General features: G+C 44.3%; 13 protein-coding genes. 3 read left to right on the top strand and 10 right to left on the bottom strand.

Annotated elements, in window-relative coordinates; all coding sequences use genetic code 11:
* The first annotated feature begins 104 nt into the window (after nucleotides 1-104).
* Entirely contained in the window at nucleotides 105-1,334 is a 1,230-nt protein-coding gene (locus tag MKY23_RS12790) for an MFS transporter (RefSeq protein WP_339838550.1), read from the top strand.
* Nucleotides 1,335-1,421: 87 nt separating this feature from the next.
* On the opposite strand, the gene MKY23_RS12785 is transcribed toward MKY23_RS12790, so the two are convergent.
* The 4 genes from MKY23_RS12785 to MKY23_RS12770 form a co-directional block, all read right to left on the bottom strand.
* Complete coding sequence (locus tag MKY23_RS12785; RefSeq protein WP_090923975.1) at nucleotides 1,422-2,534, bottom strand: HD domain-containing phosphohydrolase; 1,113 nt, start codon at nucleotides 2,532-2,534, stop codon at nucleotides 1,422-1,424.
* Between the two features lie 320 nt (nucleotides 2,535-2,854).
* Nucleotides 2,855-4,690, bottom strand: a complete 1,836-nt coding sequence (locus tag MKY23_RS12780; RefSeq protein WP_339838545.1) for a UbiD family decarboxylase — start codon at nucleotides 4,688-4,690, stop codon at nucleotides 2,855-2,857.
* Between the two features lie 483 nt (nucleotides 4,691-5,173).
* A complete protein-coding gene (locus MKY23_RS12775) occupies nucleotides 5,174-7,108 on the bottom strand; it encodes an S-layer homology domain-containing protein (RefSeq protein WP_339838542.1) in 1,935 nt (644 codons plus the stop codon).
* 66 nt (nucleotides 7,109-7,174) lie between these two features.
* Nucleotides 7,175-8,569 (bottom strand): Ig-like domain-containing protein, encoded by a 1,395-nt coding sequence (locus tag MKY23_RS12770; protein ID WP_221791156.1) that lies wholly within the window; start codon nucleotides 8,567-8,569, stop codon nucleotides 7,175-7,177.
* 489 nt (nucleotides 8,570-9,058) lie between these two features.
* Between MKY23_RS12770 and MKY23_RS12765 the strand changes: the two genes are divergently transcribed.
* Nucleotides 9,059-9,478 carry a hypothetical protein gene (locus MKY23_RS12765; protein ID WP_339838539.1) on the top strand — a complete coding sequence of 140 codons (420 nt, stop codon included), beginning with the start codon at nucleotides 9,059-9,061 and terminating at the stop codon, nucleotides 9,476-9,478.
* Nucleotides 9,479-9,528: 50 nt separating this feature from the next.
* Here MKY23_RS12765 and MKY23_RS12760 read toward each other — a convergent pair whose 3' ends face one another.
* The 4 genes from MKY23_RS12760 to MKY23_RS12745 form a co-directional block, all read right to left on the bottom strand.
* Nucleotides 9,529-10,821 carry an amidohydrolase gene (locus MKY23_RS12760; RefSeq protein ID WP_339838536.1) on the bottom strand — a complete coding sequence of 431 codons (1,293 nt, stop codon included), beginning with the start codon at nucleotides 10,819-10,821 and terminating at the stop codon, nucleotides 9,529-9,531.
* Nucleotides 10,822-10,893: 72 nt separating this feature from the next.
* Complete coding sequence (locus MKY23_RS12755) at nucleotides 10,894-11,187, bottom strand: hypothetical protein (protein WP_154958754.1); 294 nt, start codon at nucleotides 11,185-11,187, stop codon at nucleotides 10,894-10,896.
* A gap of 126 nt (nucleotides 11,188-11,313) precedes the next feature.
* The gene (locus tag MKY23_RS12750; RefSeq protein ID WP_339838533.1) at nucleotides 11,314-12,420 is read right to left on the bottom strand and encodes a saccharopine dehydrogenase NADP-binding domain-containing protein; all 1,107 of its coding nucleotides are present in this window, start codon (nucleotides 12,418-12,420) and stop codon (nucleotides 11,314-11,316) included.
* Entirely contained in the window at nucleotides 12,404-13,171 is a 768-nt protein-coding gene (locus tag MKY23_RS12745; RefSeq protein WP_221791148.1) for a class I SAM-dependent methyltransferase, read from the bottom strand. The genes MKY23_RS12750 and MKY23_RS12745 overlap by 17 nt, the downstream gene beginning before the upstream one ends.
* 132 nt (nucleotides 13,172-13,303) lie before the next feature.
* Between MKY23_RS12745 and MKY23_RS12740 the strand changes: the two genes are divergently transcribed.
* On the top strand, nucleotides 13,304-14,443 hold the full coding sequence (locus MKY23_RS12740) for a LuxR C-terminal-related transcriptional regulator (RefSeq protein ID WP_339838531.1): 1,140 nt from the start codon (nucleotides 13,304-13,306) through the stop codon (nucleotides 14,441-14,443).
* 75 nt (nucleotides 14,444-14,518) lie between these two features.
* Here MKY23_RS12740 and yidC read toward each other — a convergent pair whose 3' ends face one another.
* Together yidC and MKY23_RS12730 are read right to left on the bottom strand one after the other, a co-directional pair.
* Nucleotides 14,519-15,469: a membrane protein insertase YidC gene (gene yidC / locus MKY23_RS12735; RefSeq protein ID WP_261771626.1), complete on the bottom strand. Its 951-nt coding sequence runs from the start codon at nucleotides 15,467-15,469 to the stop codon at nucleotides 14,519-14,521.
* Nucleotides 15,406-15,756: a hypothetical protein gene (locus MKY23_RS12730; RefSeq protein ID WP_090923965.1), complete on the bottom strand. Its 351-nt coding sequence runs from the start codon at nucleotides 15,754-15,756 to the stop codon at nucleotides 15,406-15,408. Before MKY23_RS12730 ends, yidC begins: the two co-directional genes overlap by 64 nt.
* Between the last annotated feature and the right edge of the window lie 141 nt (nucleotides 15,757-15,897).

The raw sequence follows: 15,897 nt of genomic DNA, 5'->3' as shown, positions 1-15,897 counted from the left end.
ATCAGGAGCCCTATTGACATTCAGAAAGATAAAATATATGGTTAATCCCATCAATAATATACCAAACAGTACAAAATAGAAAACAAGAAAGGAATGCGACACAAATGCAACATTCTATTCAAAAAGTAAACAAGGAATCTTCTACAAAACAGAGCATGACAGGAGCATTAGCATGGGTATTTGCTGTGTGTAGCGGTCTATCCGTAGCGAATATTTACTATGCGCAACCCTTATTGGATTCCATCGCACTCGAATTTCATCTATCTACTGCAACCATTGGTCTCGTGATTACCATTACTCAGATTTGTTACGCGCTTGGCCTCTTACTGCTTGTTCCACTGGGAGACCTCGTCAACCGCCGAAAACTGATCCTGATCCAGATGATTTTATCCGCATCCGCTCTAATCGTTGTAGGAACTTCTGCTTCATCATCCATTTTATTCTCAGCTATTGCAATGGTTGGGTTATTAGCCGTTATCACACAAACCTTTGTTGCTTATGCGGCTCATTTGTCAGCCGACTCCCAGCGAGGGAGCATCGTAGGCCGGGTAACCAGCGGAATTGTCATCGGCATCTTGCTTGCGCGATCTGTGGCCGGTTTGATGAACGACTGGTTGGGCTGGAGATCTGTATATTTATTTTCAGCCAGTCTCACTCTGATTAGTGTATTTGTGCTGGGGCGTATGCTCCCTCAAGGATCGTTCAAACAATCCAAGCTTGGCTACTTGCAACTGCTTGCTTCCACCCTGCGACTATATAAAGAGTTACATGTACTTCGTATCCGAGGGTTACTAGCCATGTTGATTTTTATGGCCTTCAGCATATTGTGGACTGCCATTGTGTTACCACTCAGTGCATCCCCAATATCGTTATCCCACGCTGCTATAGGCGCTTTTGGCTTTGCAGGCCTTGCTGGAGCACTTGCTGCCGCCAAAGCAGGCAAACTGGCCGATCATGGTTCTGGACAGAAAACAACCGGCATTTCTCTCATCATTTTAGTGTTGTCCTGGATTCCTACCAGCCTGTTACATACTTCATTATGGTTTCTGGTTGTGGGTGTGATCCTGCTTGATCTTGCCGTGCAAGCTGTACATGTGACCAATCAAAGTCTGATTTATCAAGTCCGTCCGGAAGCTCAGAGCCGATTAACTGCATCGTATATGATCTTCTATTCTATCGGCAGCGCTGTTGGTTCCATTATTTCTACACAAGTGTACGCCTGGTCAGGCTGGAGGGGAGTATGTTTGTTAGGTGCGGGCGTCAGTATCACGGCTTTGGTGGTATGGATCGTGGATCGTCTTTCGGAACGGTTCGTTTCAGCGAGGCGTGATTGATAGCAATGGTTGAGATTGTTTCATTAATAAAACGAGCTTCTCATCCAATGATAAGAAGCTCGTTTTGCCTGTTTTCTTTTTTACCGCTTAAATCAGCAATTCGTTAATGGAAAGAGTGCGCTCTTTGGACAGATCACGATACTGTTCGGATTCCACTTTAATCAGCGGTTTGAAAATATCGGACGCATTGTTCATAACAATAACACCTTTCTCACCATTGCTGAGAAGTACTTGTTTACCGATAAAGTTAGGCAGCAAATGCTGCATTAACGCTTGAACCGCCTTTTCATTCAATTTACCAAATCCCATGCCATAGATATCTCTGAGATTGTTAATCAGGTTCGGATTGCTCGCTCCATGTTTACCGGTCCGCATACCAATGTAGATATCAGCTACAGACACAATCTGAGTATACGGATGAATCTCACCTTTTCCAAGTTGCATTGGATACCCTGATCCATCTTCACGCTCATGATGCTGTAAAGCGACCAGAGCCGTAGCTTCATCTGTCATAGAGTTCTTAATGATTTCATGTCCATAGATCGTATGACGCTGCAATTCGAGTTGCTCTTCTGCCGTCAACGGTTCTGTTTTGTTTCGAATTCGAAGTGAAACCTTACACTTGCCGATATCGTGCAAGTACCCGCCCCGGCTGATTTTGTAACATTCTTCCTGAGAATATCCTAGCCAGCTCGCAATATAGAAGGATAATAGACCTACCTGTATGGAATGGGTGTAGTTGTTAACGTCATCGCGTTCCAGCATCATCAGGAGATGTACAACGTCCTTTTGCTCATCAAGTCCATCCACCATAGGTTGCAGGGCATCATCTACCATCGTTGCATTAAACTTGCCTACCGTCAGCGCTTCCAGAAATGCATTCTGATAATTATGTACAGTCTGAAGGAATTGAGACTTCATCTCTTCTTCAGGAGGTTGTTCACCAGTGCTCGTCCCGCTAGAACTGCTGTTACTTCTGGATTCTGATGCGTGTTTCATCGAAGCTGCGAAAAACTCTGCTTCGGTAATTCCTTCTTCACGCAATTCAATGTCTACGTAATCTACCCGATGTTGCATAAGCAAGGTAATATCCTCGCTTCGAATGACAGTCCCCTTTCCGAGAATGTGCAGTCCTGCGTCACTAAACGTATCCGCTGTCAGACGGTCCCCGTCTTGCAGGTTCATAATATGGATTCTCAATCGGAACTCCCCCTGAACAAATGATTATAGTTAACAACCCCGAATGATCGGGGCCGAGACATACTTATACATCTTATATCGTTTGAATCCAACATTTTCAACATAGTCCAAACGACCTTAATCATATGGACAAAAATGAACGTCTAAGACTTTATCCTCATAGGCAATAAGGTATTATCCCGGTTTTAATTTCGTGTATGCGAGATTTAATAACTTTTTCACGTGTTTCCAAGCGAATGAAACGAAACCAACGTAATGAAAAAGGAGCCCTAACACATGGTTTGGACTCCTGATTCATGAGCAATTCATTACAATGCGACTTAAAGTTTAATGGATTCCAGACTTGCATCTTTTACGAAAAAACGTTCAATGCTCTTCTCCACCGATGCATCAGGAATAAGCGGCGGCGCCTGATGTGGTTTCACCCGCGCATCAATAATCAGCTGGTCACAGCCCCAGTGCTTGTGATTATAACTGCTGTTCACTCCGTACATGTCATGTGAAGGGTTGCTGCGCGTAAACGTAGCCCATAAGAAGTTACTGAGGTTTGCACTCGTGAACGAGCTGTCATCACACACGATAATCAACGGGCATGAATCCAGTCCCCCACGCTCTTGCAGCAGATCTGTGAACTCTCTCATCTCCCGCGCAGTATCTTCATACGTAGTGAAGGCAGATGTCTGGATGGAAACCATGCCCGGCATGATCAGTTGCGGATTGTCGTAACCGCGAATGTTCTTCAACGATTCCGGCACTTCTTTGCACAATTCACGAATCTTGTCGCCGTATGCCGCCATAACCACCTTGCTACCACTGTTGAGCCCCGTACCTGAGTAGTCGAGTGTATCAATCGTAGTATGCGTATGAAAATGAATATCCCTTTGCAGATCCATCCGTTCCAAAATATAAGTCAAAAATTCAACTTCTTTATGCGTATCCAGTGATTGCTGATCCTCCGCCGTAATAAACAGATACTTCGCCAAGCTGAGTTGGCCTGTTCCTAAAATTCGATTGGCAATCGTCAACAATTCGGTTGGTTGCTTCACATCGGTATAAGGCGTATAACGCTCACTGCCGATGGCGAATAACAAAGGATGCACCCCTGCAGCATCCACAGCATGCACTTCTTTCACACCCGGAATTTCCTGTTTGATGGCATCTCCCGTAATTTCATGAATAAGATCGCCAAATGCCGTATCTTCTTGCGGCGGACGCCCTACAACCGTAAATGGCCAGATCGCGTTTGGTTTAGCATATACTTTATGAACACGCATAAGCGGGAATTCGTGAGTCAGGCTATAGTAACCCAAATGGTCCCCAAAAGGACCTTCCGGCTTGGTCTCGCCAGGATAAATCTCCCCCGTAATGACAAAATCCGCGTCATTGCTAATGCAGTACCCATCCTTGTAGCTATATCTGAAGCGGCGTCCGGCAAGCAGGCCCGCAAAGGTCATCTCACTTAATCCTTCTGGCAGCGGCATGACTGCTGATAACGTATGAGCTGGTGGGCCGCCGATGAAAATGCTAACTTTCAGCGGTTCGCCTTTTTTCACCGCTTTGGCTTGATGGATTCCGATTCCACGGTGAATTTGATAATGTAATCCAATCTCTTTATTCATCTCGTAGTCGTTACCACTCAGCTGCACACGATACATGCCCAGATTGGAATTCATAATGCCCGGTTTGTCCGGGTCTTCCGAATACACTTGAGGCAATGTGACAAACGCTCCTCCATCCATCGGCCAGTGTTTGATGAGCGGCAGATCGGAAATCTGAATCTCCTGCGCCGATACCGGAAGGCTGATGGATTTTTGCTTCGGCAATGCCTGCCAAGCGGCAAGTCCTGTGCGAACATGCTTAAGTGGTGTCTTGAGAGCCTTCATAGGGTCATCCCGCACATCCATAACGCGCTGTACACCTTCCAGTGTCTCGCGGAACATGAACTTACTGCGTTCAACGGTGCCGAACAGATTCGACACGGCTTTGAACTTGGAACCTTTTACATTTTCAAATAACAGCGCCGGGCCCTTAGCCTCATGCACCTTCATGTGAATCGCAGCCATCTCCAGATTCGGATCAACCTCTTCCTTAACCCTGATCAGATGACCATGCTGCTCCAGATCGTTAATACAATCTTCCATATTGCGATATTTCATCGGATGGCTCCATTCTGTGTATAATAAAATCGCTAGATTATGTTGAACTTAAGGTCTTTACACGGAGCACTCCGATGACAGAATAACCTTTCAATCGCTGTTATCCCCAGATTTTTTTGATTCCCTTTTTCTAAGGAAAAATCCGGTGATAAATGCGAAGGGTATGCTTCCGAAGTAGCTTTCTTACAGAAAGCTTTTAGCTTCGCTTTTCCAGGTTTTTTCTGTCCTCTCCGTTACTGTGTAAATAAAATGTTCAAACGATATAGATTTTGTTCATATATTCACATAGACGCGTGAGATGCTTTTTCTATTAAAAAGTGTGCTGAGGCGTCCCTTCTATTTTATCAAATGATCCGCCGCTAAACAAAGCTTTCGTTTGAAATAAAAAACACCTGTCTTTCATTCAACGATAACGTTAAACGAGAGGCAGGTGTTCTATTGTTGTTAGGATTACATTTTAATGAACAATCATTTGAAAATAAATTAGATCAATCCGGCTTTTGCCAGCAAACGTTTCACAATAGCTGCTGTCTGAGCACGGCTAATGTCTGCGTCTGCCATCAATTTCCCGTCAGCCCCTTGAACCAAACCTTGCTTAATCGCTGAAGCTACAGGCTCTGCAGCCCATGCTTGGACTTTGCTACCGTCACTATACGCACCAAGCAGATTCGCCGTCTCGGAAGCATCCGCTTTAGCCAAGTCTACCAATTTCATGGCACGCGCAACGATGGTCATCGCTTCAGCACGGGATATTTCCTCGTTCGGACGGAAACTGTTGTCCGTGTAACCGGAGATCAATCCGTAGGAAATGGCGGTTTGCACTTCATTTTCATACCAGCTGTCTGACTTCACGTCTGTAAATGTTGTCGTAACTGCACTTTCAGGAGTATGCAGACCAAGACCTCTGAGTAATACGGCTGTGAACTCTGCACGCGTAATGCTGCGATCCGGTGCAAATGTGTTATCTCCTGCACCTTCTACAACGAGACGGGAAGCCAGATCCTCAACATCCGTGCGACTCCAGTGATTGGAAATATCTGAGAACGTTGCCGGGTGGTAAATCAACGCATACGTACTGTTTGTCAAGCTGTTAATCACCGCAGCATCATTTGTTGTTCCTTTGATTACTTTGGTTGGCACATGTAGCATTGTACCGTCCGCTTGAAGCACAACACCTGTGGTGATTTTGGAGCCGTCGGTGTCTTTAGGCAAGGTGATCGTGCGCTCTACATAAGCATTGAAGCGATTTACATCCACCTGTTGACCTTTGTAAACAGCTTTCACTTCAAAATCAACCGGAGCCGCAATAACCGTTGTATTATTCATTTTGCTTGCTGCCGCTGCAATCGCTGCTTTCTTTGCATCATTACTTGGTGTAATCGCGATCTGGAACTTAACATCTTCCAAAGGTGCTGAGCCGCCAAGCTGTCTGACCACCTGATCTACTTTGATTTGACTGGCTGGAAGGGTATACGTTCCCGTATCCGTTTGAATTACAACTTGTGCATTGCTTCCTTCCATCGTCTTCACGAGTCTACCATTCAGTTCACCGACAACCGAATTAGTACCTGTGCCTGTAACCGGAAGTAACAGAGTACGAAGTCCGTTCCCCACTTGATTGATCACTTTGTTGTTATCCACTTGAATCGTTGTAGTCACTTTATTATCAATCGTGGAGATTGATGCCGTTGCAGACTGCTCCTGCTTCTGTCCATTCACGTAAATGTCTACACCTTTAGTTGGCGCTGGAGTGGAAGATGTGGTTGGCACAGATGGTGCAGGAGATGGTGCCGCTCCCCCTCCACCTGATGAACCCGTTGAAGGCGTACTGGAGTTACCGCCTGAGCTAGCTGCTGTAATGGTAATGGTTCCTCCAGACAATTGGGCATTAGCACCATAGTCTACATTTTCGAAATGGAAGTGTTCTGAGTCATCCTGATTCACTTTGAGCTGTTTTTGTCCTGGAGTAGCAGTGGATTTAGCTTTAAATTCGATATCGAACATCTGGTCACCTGTATCGATCCAATGCTCAACTTCACTAAGATCCATCCAGATAATCCGCACCCATCCTTCCTCGTTATTAATAACGTACTGGAAATCGGATGGAGTATTTAATTCTGGGGATGAAGTGATTGTATTGATCGTTCTTGGAGTGATTCGTACAATCTCCAACGCTGTTGTATCATAATCAACTTGCATATTATAAGCTTTGATCGGAAGTTCCGTCGCTTTCATAACAACAGGCACATGAACGGTTTGACCTGCCTGTACACTGACATTCGCCAATTCCACTTGTGATGATTGAGAAGGTGTAGCTCCTGCGGAGCCCGGCAAAACAAGTGACGAAAATAATGTCAACATAATCAGACCTGACATTGTTTTTCTCATTTTAATACGTTTCTTTTTCAGTTGAAACATGGTATAACCTCCATGTCTGAATCAATAATGGGTAGATATCATTTTTGAGCAAGCTAGAATTTTAAATTATTGTGGTATCCGTGTTGTAAATGTCCATTGAACACCATTTTGTTCTACGACAGTCCCTTGCATATAAGCATTATCATCCGGATCCGCAGCTATGAAGGCATCATTCGGGATTTCAATGGAATAATTAGCTCCATATCTCAAACCGTTGTTTCTGATATATACTTTATTGCCCATTATATAGAAATTACCTCCATCACTAATCATGTAGGAAGCCTCCACCTCGTCAGCTGTCAGATTCTTAATGACAATACTGGAATTGCTGTAATTATTTACTCTAACATTTTGACGATACGTAATGACTAAAGGTTCATCGATTCTAACTTCCGTAGAACCATTCGATGGCGAAAGACTTACGATATCCTCCTGTTTTACCGCAACAGTTGACTCACTACGAAGGACTACCGGTTTTCCTTGAGGACGATCAGATGAATAAGATTCAGGTGTAATCTGTAAAAAGAGATATTTCTCTTGCTCGGCATCAGTAATCTTATATACTGCATCAGTAGCTCCTATGATTTCTGTTTTACCTTCTCCACTTGCTTCGGAGCCCCGATACCATTGATAGTGCATCGTTCTAAGTCTATCGCCGTCAGGGTCAAAGAATTCGGTGTTACTTGTTAACGTAGCGCCCACTTTCAAATCCCCATTTAACTTGCCATTCAACACATATGGAGCGTCATCGACTTGCTTGAAAGTTAATACATAGCTATTATCTTTAGCTCCAAGAGATTGGTTAGCGTAACCACTTAGCAAAGCATTCATATCTGCCAATTCAGGTTCACCGTTTCGATCTACATCTGCTTGGTTCATCTCTACAAAAGAGAAGCCACGACGGGTTACCATGTTACGAAGGTAATTGTATAGTTGAACTGCATCCGCAGAATCAACTTTGTCGTCACCGTTTAGATCTCCTTTTTTGCTGATGTAGAGCTCTATATTGTCTCTAATCATTTCCCCTTCTGGGGATAGTGCATTTTTAGCCTGCAATTGAATGTTGATCTTGCCGCTACGATAAGGAACAACAATAAGTTTATTGTCGTTAGTTACATAAGTGCGAGCTACATTCGTATTCTCTGAAATCGCACCGAGTTGAATGAACTTCTCAGAAGGAAAATGAGTACTCAAATCAATAATGATCGTATTATTATCAACTCCGATTGGGGTAGAAGGCATAATAGGTAGTGCATCCACTTGCTCGGACGAATGGCTTAGCCAATAAATATCATCATTAAGTACTGGGCGTGAAATGTTAATGTTGGTCGGCTCAAGTGCTCCCGCCAGAGCGTGAGGAAGTGAACCGGCTACAGGCAAGGCAATACCAAGACTAAGTGCGGCCAACATGCTTTTTTTCATGATCGGCTTTAATTTATTGTGTTTATTTTTCCCCTTCAATTCATGTTCCTCCTCGTGTTTATCTGATTTTTAATATAGATACATAGCAAGTATAACGACCTATTCTGAACGGATTCTGAACAGGTCAATAGAACTATTACCAGTTAATATTCGACAAAAAACGCCATAGGATAAGCTCCCATAGCGTTTTAATCATCAAAAAATTTCCATTTTCGATTGAATTTTCGAAAAAAATATTTTTAAATATCCGCAAGTTTCTATTTTGAGTTTATCATAAACGCGAATAACCCCACTTGTATATACTGATAAATGATTTATTTTCCAGTATATTACATGTTATAATTTGTATCAGCATACCAAATTACAGTGCCCACAGTTATTTTTATTTTTGATATTTCAATGACTATGAACATGTAAACAGAATTGTTCTTAGGATAGATCATTTACGTTACTCACTCATAGAAAGGCGGTCATATTATCAAGAAATTAATTGCCTTAATTGTTGGTGTTGTCAGTCTTTTTTTTATATTGCTATTAATCTATAAATTACCTTATGACATTGAGCAAAAATACATAGCTAGTACATTAGATGGAGAAACAATCGAGATTCAAATAACTACGAAAGGTTATCGGGATTTTTTCAGACCTACTACCTTTAAAGGAAAAATGCTTATTGACGACAAAGTATATGATGTTTTTGAACCTGAAAGGCCGGATCGTTTCATAGCTAAAATGAAGAAAAAAATGAATGGTGATCGATATTTCCCCATTATTGCAAATGAAAACCGAACTGATCTCGACGATTATTATATGATTCAGTGGGCTGACGATAAATTCAATACATTATATATCATTCATGCAAAAAATAACTCCCGGTATGTCGCACCAGCACAAAACGCTGTGGAAGCCCATAAAATATGGGGAGAAATACAGCACTTTCTAAGATGAAATTAGAGATTGCCTTTTGAATTAATCGATTAAACGAAAACATAATATTTTTAAACGCCTTCCACAATTCGCTTCGCGCGAGTGTTTACTTCCCGATATAACTCATCCTCATCTATGGTAAGCAACTTTCTGTCCTGCATCAGGATCTGCCCATCTACAATGGTGGTGTGCACATCCGCCCCATTCACGCTATAGGCCAACAGCGACTCTACATCATGAATGGGCTGCAGGTGAGGTTTGGCAAGGTCAATCAGAATGAGATCCGCTTTGTATCCAGGTGCAAGCATCCCCACTTCATTTTGCAATGATAACAATTTTGCACTCCCACGGGTTGCCATATCAAGTACTTGACGTGCTGGAAGCCGGGTTGGATCACCGTAGTCCAGCTTTTGCAGCCAGCATGCAGCCTTGATTTCTTCGAACATATCCAGTGTTGTTGCGCTCCCTGCTCCATCTGTCCCGATTCCTACCGTGATTCCCTCGAATATCATCGCCTCTACTGGAGCAATGCCACAACCGAGTTTCAGGTTGCTCACCGGATTATGGGCGACACCGCCGCGCATGCCCTTCAGCCTGCTGATGTCTTGAGGGTTCAGATGTACTCCGTGAGCCAGTAGCACATGCGCCCGCTCGAACATACCTGATTCCTCCAAATATTCCGTGGGTGTCATCTCATAGCGGCTACGAATCTTCTCTACTTCTTCCTTCGTTTCCGCCAGATGAATGTGCAGTGGAATCTCGTCCTGAACAGCCATTGCAACGACTTCACGTAACGGTTCCATCGGACAAGTATAAGGAGAATGCGGTCCATACATCGTTGTGATTCGACCATTTGCTTTCCCTGACCAGCGTTGCACCAGATCGATCGCTTCCTGCAGCCTGCGTCCTCCATCATCCTCCATAAAAACCATACCACGAGTCAGCGATGCACGTATGCCTGTTTCCGTGACTGCTTCAGCGATCTCATTCATATGAATGTACATATCGGCAAAAGCCGTTGTTCCTGAACGAATCATCTCTGCAATGCCCAATTTAGCTCCCCAATAAATATCTTCAGGTGTCATTCGTGCTTCGGCAGGCAACATCTTGCGCTCCAGCCAGTCCATCAACTTCAGATCGTCGGAAAAACCTCGAAGCAGACTCATTGGCGAATGCTGGTGGGCATTCACAAGACCGGGCATCGCCAGTTTATTTCGACCATCAATCACCTCATCCTCAGGTTGAGGCATGATATGACTCGCGATCTGCACAATCTGATTTCCTTCAATCCGTATATCCCCCGTGAAAGGTGCTTCGGCTTCTTGCATCGTTAGAATAGTTACTTGTTGAATCAAAATACTCATGAGATACACTCCTCTGGATTGGATATAATTACTACCCATCCATCGTAAGGCTTTACGTGGCGGCAAGGTCAATCATTTGATTCGAGCAATCGCCACTTGGTGGAATGTCTGGATAAACGGCCTAGGATCTATCTCTACCATATAGGGATATACTCCTGTGCTCGTATGCAGATAGAAAAAACCACCTGCATCCCCCATCCGGCGAAAAGACATATCAAATACTTCCGTAATCCTGAACTCCCTGTACTTGGTCACGATTCGATCCGAATAAAGGGTCATGGTACGGGCATTCCTCTCAATCTCCTGCGAAAGGCCAGTCATCTCTCGTTGTACTCTGTAATAAGGAAGTATGGCAATACAGTCCATGTTCTCCCTCCAATCGTGCTTGATCCGTAGTTTTATCATAGCAGATTGGCGCTTTCAGACAAAACAACCTTTAAGTTGTTTTAAGCCATAAGTCCAACGCGTCGCGTCACTTGGATACGGTTCAGATTATTTGATTTTGGTTACCACATTTAACGAGTATTTAAGTTCCTCTTCAATGTCCTTTATGGAGAAACATTGTTCCACATGATACACGCCTGGCTGTTGACCGTTCATATAGACCCTTTTCGCTACAGCTGCAGCTACCTCTGCTGTGAGAACAGCCTCCTTCTCGCCAACAACGAGCTGCTCTATTCCCATCCGCTCTCCATTTTTCCATCCTGTCGCATCTATCTTCACAGCAAACATCGGCTTACCACCTGGAATCGCAGCAAATGCTTTTACTACCAGATCACGAACCCAAGCAAAACGCAGCAGCTTCACTAATCCTGCTTGTCTGGATATCGACAATGCTCTGGTAATCCAACGGGAATCCAAGCACAGTCGGGTTGAAACGGTAGGGATGTGCAACGTTTGGGCTACAGCCTGTTGGTCTGAAAACGGAAATCGATATGCGATCCGGCTTCCCAGTTGCTCGCCGAAATCAATCCATTTTCCATCGCTCAAACTCTGAACTTTGGTAAACTTTCCATGCTTCTTGACCTCATAAGCCGTATTCATCTGGTCTACCGTCCATTCGATTGCGGCCTTGCCGTGCTTCTCCCCGAGACCAAGCATCACCGTGATGTTCGCCTCCTGCACTTGATCCAAATGCATCGACGCTTCACGAACAAGCAGATTGGTTATGCCGGGCGACAAACCAACGCTAAGAATAGCGGTTGATCCGGAAACTTTCATCACTGAATGCAATCCTTCCACTTGTTTTAAGAAATCACCTTTGGCAGAAATATCGATGTAATCGGCTCCGGCTTTGGCACAACTTTCAACGAACCGGGTGTCATTCTGATCTACACACATGACGACAAGTTTAACGTGTCGCAACATGGCAGGGTCCACCGTTTTCATAATATTCAGTTGCAGTGGTTTAACTGCTCCACCCGTCTGGCGACTGAATTGTTCGGCACGTTCCAAGCGTGTACCCGCAGCCCACACTTTGCCGGGAAATGCTTGCGCAAGCTGAGTACAGACCATCTGCCCCACTTGGCCATAACCACCAACAACCCAGATCTGATCCTTCATGATGTTGTCTTGTTGTATATTAGTCTCGGATTGCATAATACCCCTCCACCCAGAATGCTGCAAAATAACGGGTTATCCTTGAAAAACCGCACTCCGCAAGCAATCTCACTAAAATTTCAGCAGATACGGGATCGGATGTCTGACCGAGCGATGCGGCGAACCGTTCCCATTCCTCCGTAAGCACTCCCGCCTGCATCATATGTTCCCGCCACGCCTGCATCATGACTGGATAAGCGGGAGAATCCAGATCTGCATTAACAGACGCAAGGATTAGAGGTGCGCCGGGTTTGAGCCTACTGGCGAGATGCATCAGGAAAGACTTTTTTGCTTCCAGTCCCTGAATAAAATGCAGCATCAGCATACTCGTGGCACCATCGTACAATCCATCCTCAGGTAATTGTTCAATGGTCTCGGAAAAAAGCTTGATCCGATGCGAGATGCGAGCTTCATCTGCTCTTTTTTTCGCTAAATCCAACATCGGCTGAGAGGTATCCATACCTGTCAACAACCAGTCAGGATGTTCTGTACCCAGTAAAGTAATCTCCTTGCCTCCTCCAGCTCCGGTAACTAATATTTCAATATCGTTGTTATCTGCTATTGTTGCTGTGATAAGTTTATCCATCAGATCATGCATATAGGCATATCCCGGAATTTTGAGAGCAATCGATTGTTCATAACGAACGATGTCCGCGCTATCCCAACTCATGGGTGAAGGATTATCCGAGCATGTATGATCCGTTCCTTTATTTCGTTTTTCATCCCGTGTACCATTTATATGATCTTTCATCGCAGTTACACTCCTCTGAATTTGAAGTTAGACTTGACTCTGCATTCGTCTAATTTCATTATAAAAGTATACATACAGACGACCATCCCATAAGTATGGGATATTAACGTACTCGGGAAGGAGCTTATCCAATTGACCAGCCTAATTACTGCACAGAATGTACACCGGATTACTTCCCTTGAAAAAGGAAACTGGACCTCTCACACCTATCGGGAAGCTGTTCTCAAACAAATTCATACGGTTATCACATATGATGCTTATTGCTTCACCACCGTAGATCCTTCCACCCTTCTTTCTACAGGCGCGGTGACGGAAGATGGCATTGAAGCCATTCATGATCGATTATTTATTAATGAATACATGGAAGAGGATATCCATAAATATAGCGACTTGATTAAGTCCGGCCAGTATGCTGCTATTTTGCATGCTTCTATCCAATCACGGTCTGGAGCAAGTTCACGTTATACGAATATTTTACAGCCTGCCGGATTCGGAGATGAGCTTCGAACGGTATTTGTGAATAACGATGCCTGCTGGGGTTATCTCACGTTGTACCGCAAACAGAACAAGCCTACATTCTCTGAAGAAGAGCGAGAGCTCATGCAACACTGGGCATCCTCAATTGCATTTATGCTACGGACAACGCATCTATTATTGATGGAAGAGCTTCAAGGTGGTAGTCCGCGGGAGCCGGGCATTGTTGTTCTGCGTGCTTCACTTGAACCTGTTATGCAAAATCCGGCCGCACAATACTGGTTATCCCAATTACGCCGATTGGAGCAGATTGAATCCGATGTGCTTCCGAGACCCGTTCGTGCCGTGAGTTCTCATCTACTGCAATCCATTCAAAAGAATGCCTCGTCAGCTTCACCAACATCGGACGGTTCACTGTCCAAAGTATGTGTCCAGTTGGCGGACGGTCGTTATGTTATGCTTCAAGCTAGTATGATGCAGTCTTGCGAATCGGCAGAACATGCAGAGAAATGGGATCAGATCGCCGTTTGGCTGGAGCAGGCTATGCCTCAGGATTTACTCCCCCTGCTGTCCGACAGTTATTCCTTATCCGCTCGGGAGCGTGAATTGCTCGCCTATGTGCTACGCAGCTTTTCCTCGAAGGAAATTGCAAAGGCTATGCATATTTCAGCCTACACCGTTCAAGATCATCTGAAGTCCATCTTCGCCAAAACAAAGGTTTCCTCCCGTCGGGAGTTAATCTGGCATTTTGTTTCCCGTTTTCAATTATCCGGAGATCTGGATATACCTAGAATATAAGTTAAGCAAATCAAAGAAGCGTGTCCCTATGGACGCGCTTCTTTGATTGCATTATTTAATATTTTTATAACTCAACTACGATTTGGCAGGTTTAGCAGAACGTTTGGAATTACCCGCATTTTGGGTATTCTTTGCACTATTGGTATTCTTTGCGCTCTTCGTGCTTTTAGCACCTTTGATGTTATCAGGCTTCTGCGTGCTTAATTCCGTCACTTCGGCTACCTGCGGATGCTCGACTGGGTACAATTTGCGGAACAGCAAAGTCTGTAGCACTAAGAACGAACCCCCAACCGTCCAGTACAGTGGCATAGCTGCTGGTGCGGAAAACGAGAAAAACGCCATCATTAGCGGGGAGATATACCCCATTATCGCAAACTGTTTGCGCTGTTCAGGAGCCATATTTGCCTGTGATACCTTCGCCTGAATAAGATAAATAACAGCTACAACTACAGCCAGTACATAGTCAGGTGCGCCAAGCTTGAACCACAAAAACGAATGGGACGACAGCTCTGGCGTTAGCCGAATTGCCGTGTAAATCCCCGATAAAATCGGGAGTTGAATTAACAATGGCAAACAGCCGATATTCAGCGGGTTGAATTTATGCTTTTTGTATAACGCCATTGTCTCTTCAGACAACTTCTGCCGGTTAGCCGTATCGTTCTTGCCCTCGTACTTTTTCTTAATGGCATCCAGTTCAGGTTTCATTGCATTCATAATCACCCGTGTTCCCTGCTGGGACTTGGCTTGACGCATCATGAGCGGTAATAATGCGAGCCGAATGACAAGTGTAATGACGATAATCGCAACACCATAACTTCCACTAAATATACTGGCGATATGCTGAATCAGATACGACAGCGGAAATACGATGTAATGATTAAAGAACCCTGGAGTGGAAGAATTAATCTCTGATACATTATTACTGCATCCGGCAAGCAGCATAACTGCGAATAAAATCACAATCAGGCCATAGATCCGTCCCTTGCCAGATGTGAGTGTGAACCTCTTGTTTGTATGTTGTTCCATATATATCCTCCTTGTTGATTGGTTGATTCCAGTCTCAACAAGGAAATACAGTCTGGTTCATCTTCATCCGGTGCTTCTTTTCGTCTGACCATGCGGCTCCAGTTTTCCGGCCTGCACTGTAAGTTCAAGCCAAGTGCCGGAAAGACAGGTTCAATTCCGTCTCCAGCTCCACCTTCCATCCAGTACTCCGTCATACCACAGTGTAGATGGGCAATATAGGCGTAACTGACGGTAAAAATCAGACCAATGGAGAATATATACGGCAATAGCTCATGTAATTCAAACAAGAGATTCACCCCCTTCATACGTTTATTTTTACATTATAGCACTTACATATCACGTTTGCATAAATGAACTGCTGGCAAATCCAAACTCCGCTCTATTCCGTTCTTAATTTGGACAATTCTACCCGGGCTACAAGATAACAA

Source organism: Paenibacillus sp. FSL R7-0272 (assembly GCF_037969905.1).
Taxonomy (GTDB): Bacteria; Bacillota; Bacilli; order Paenibacillales; family Paenibacillaceae; genus Paenibacillus; species Paenibacillus polysaccharolyticus.
Note: the sequence above shows the minus strand (reverse complement) of the source record. Positions and strands in the feature narration are given on the sequence as shown.

Excerpts from the sequence above, each read along its gene's own strand:
- MKY23_RS12790 (WP_339838550.1), top strand. The coding sequence starts at position 105 with ATGCAACATTCTATTCAAAAAGTAAACAAGGAATCTTCTACAAAACAG.
- MKY23_RS12780 (WP_339838545.1), bottom strand. The coding sequence starts at position 4,690 with ATGAAATATCGCAATATGGAAGATTGTATTAACGATCTGGAGCAGCAT.
- MKY23_RS12775 (WP_339838542.1), bottom strand. The coding sequence starts at position 7,108 with ATGTTTCAACTGAAAAAGAAACGTATTAAAATGAGAAAAACAATGTCA.
- MKY23_RS12760 (WP_339838536.1), bottom strand. The coding sequence starts at position 10,821 with ATGAGTATTTTGATTCAACAAGTAACTATTCTAACGATGCAAGAAGCC.
- MKY23_RS12755 (WP_154958754.1), bottom strand. The coding sequence starts at position 11,187 with ATGGACTGTATTGCCATACTTCCTTATTACAGAGTACAACGAGAGATG.
- MKY23_RS12750 (WP_339838533.1), bottom strand. The coding sequence starts at position 12,420 with ATGCAATCCGAGACTAATATACAACAAGACAACATCATGAAGGATCAG.
- MKY23_RS12745 (WP_221791148.1), bottom strand. The coding sequence starts at position 13,171 with ATGAAAGATCATATAAATGGTACACGGGATGAAAAACGAAATAAAGGA.
- yidC (WP_261771626.1), bottom strand. The coding sequence starts at position 15,469 with ATGGAACAACATACAAACAAGAGGTTCACACTCACATCTGGCAAGGGA.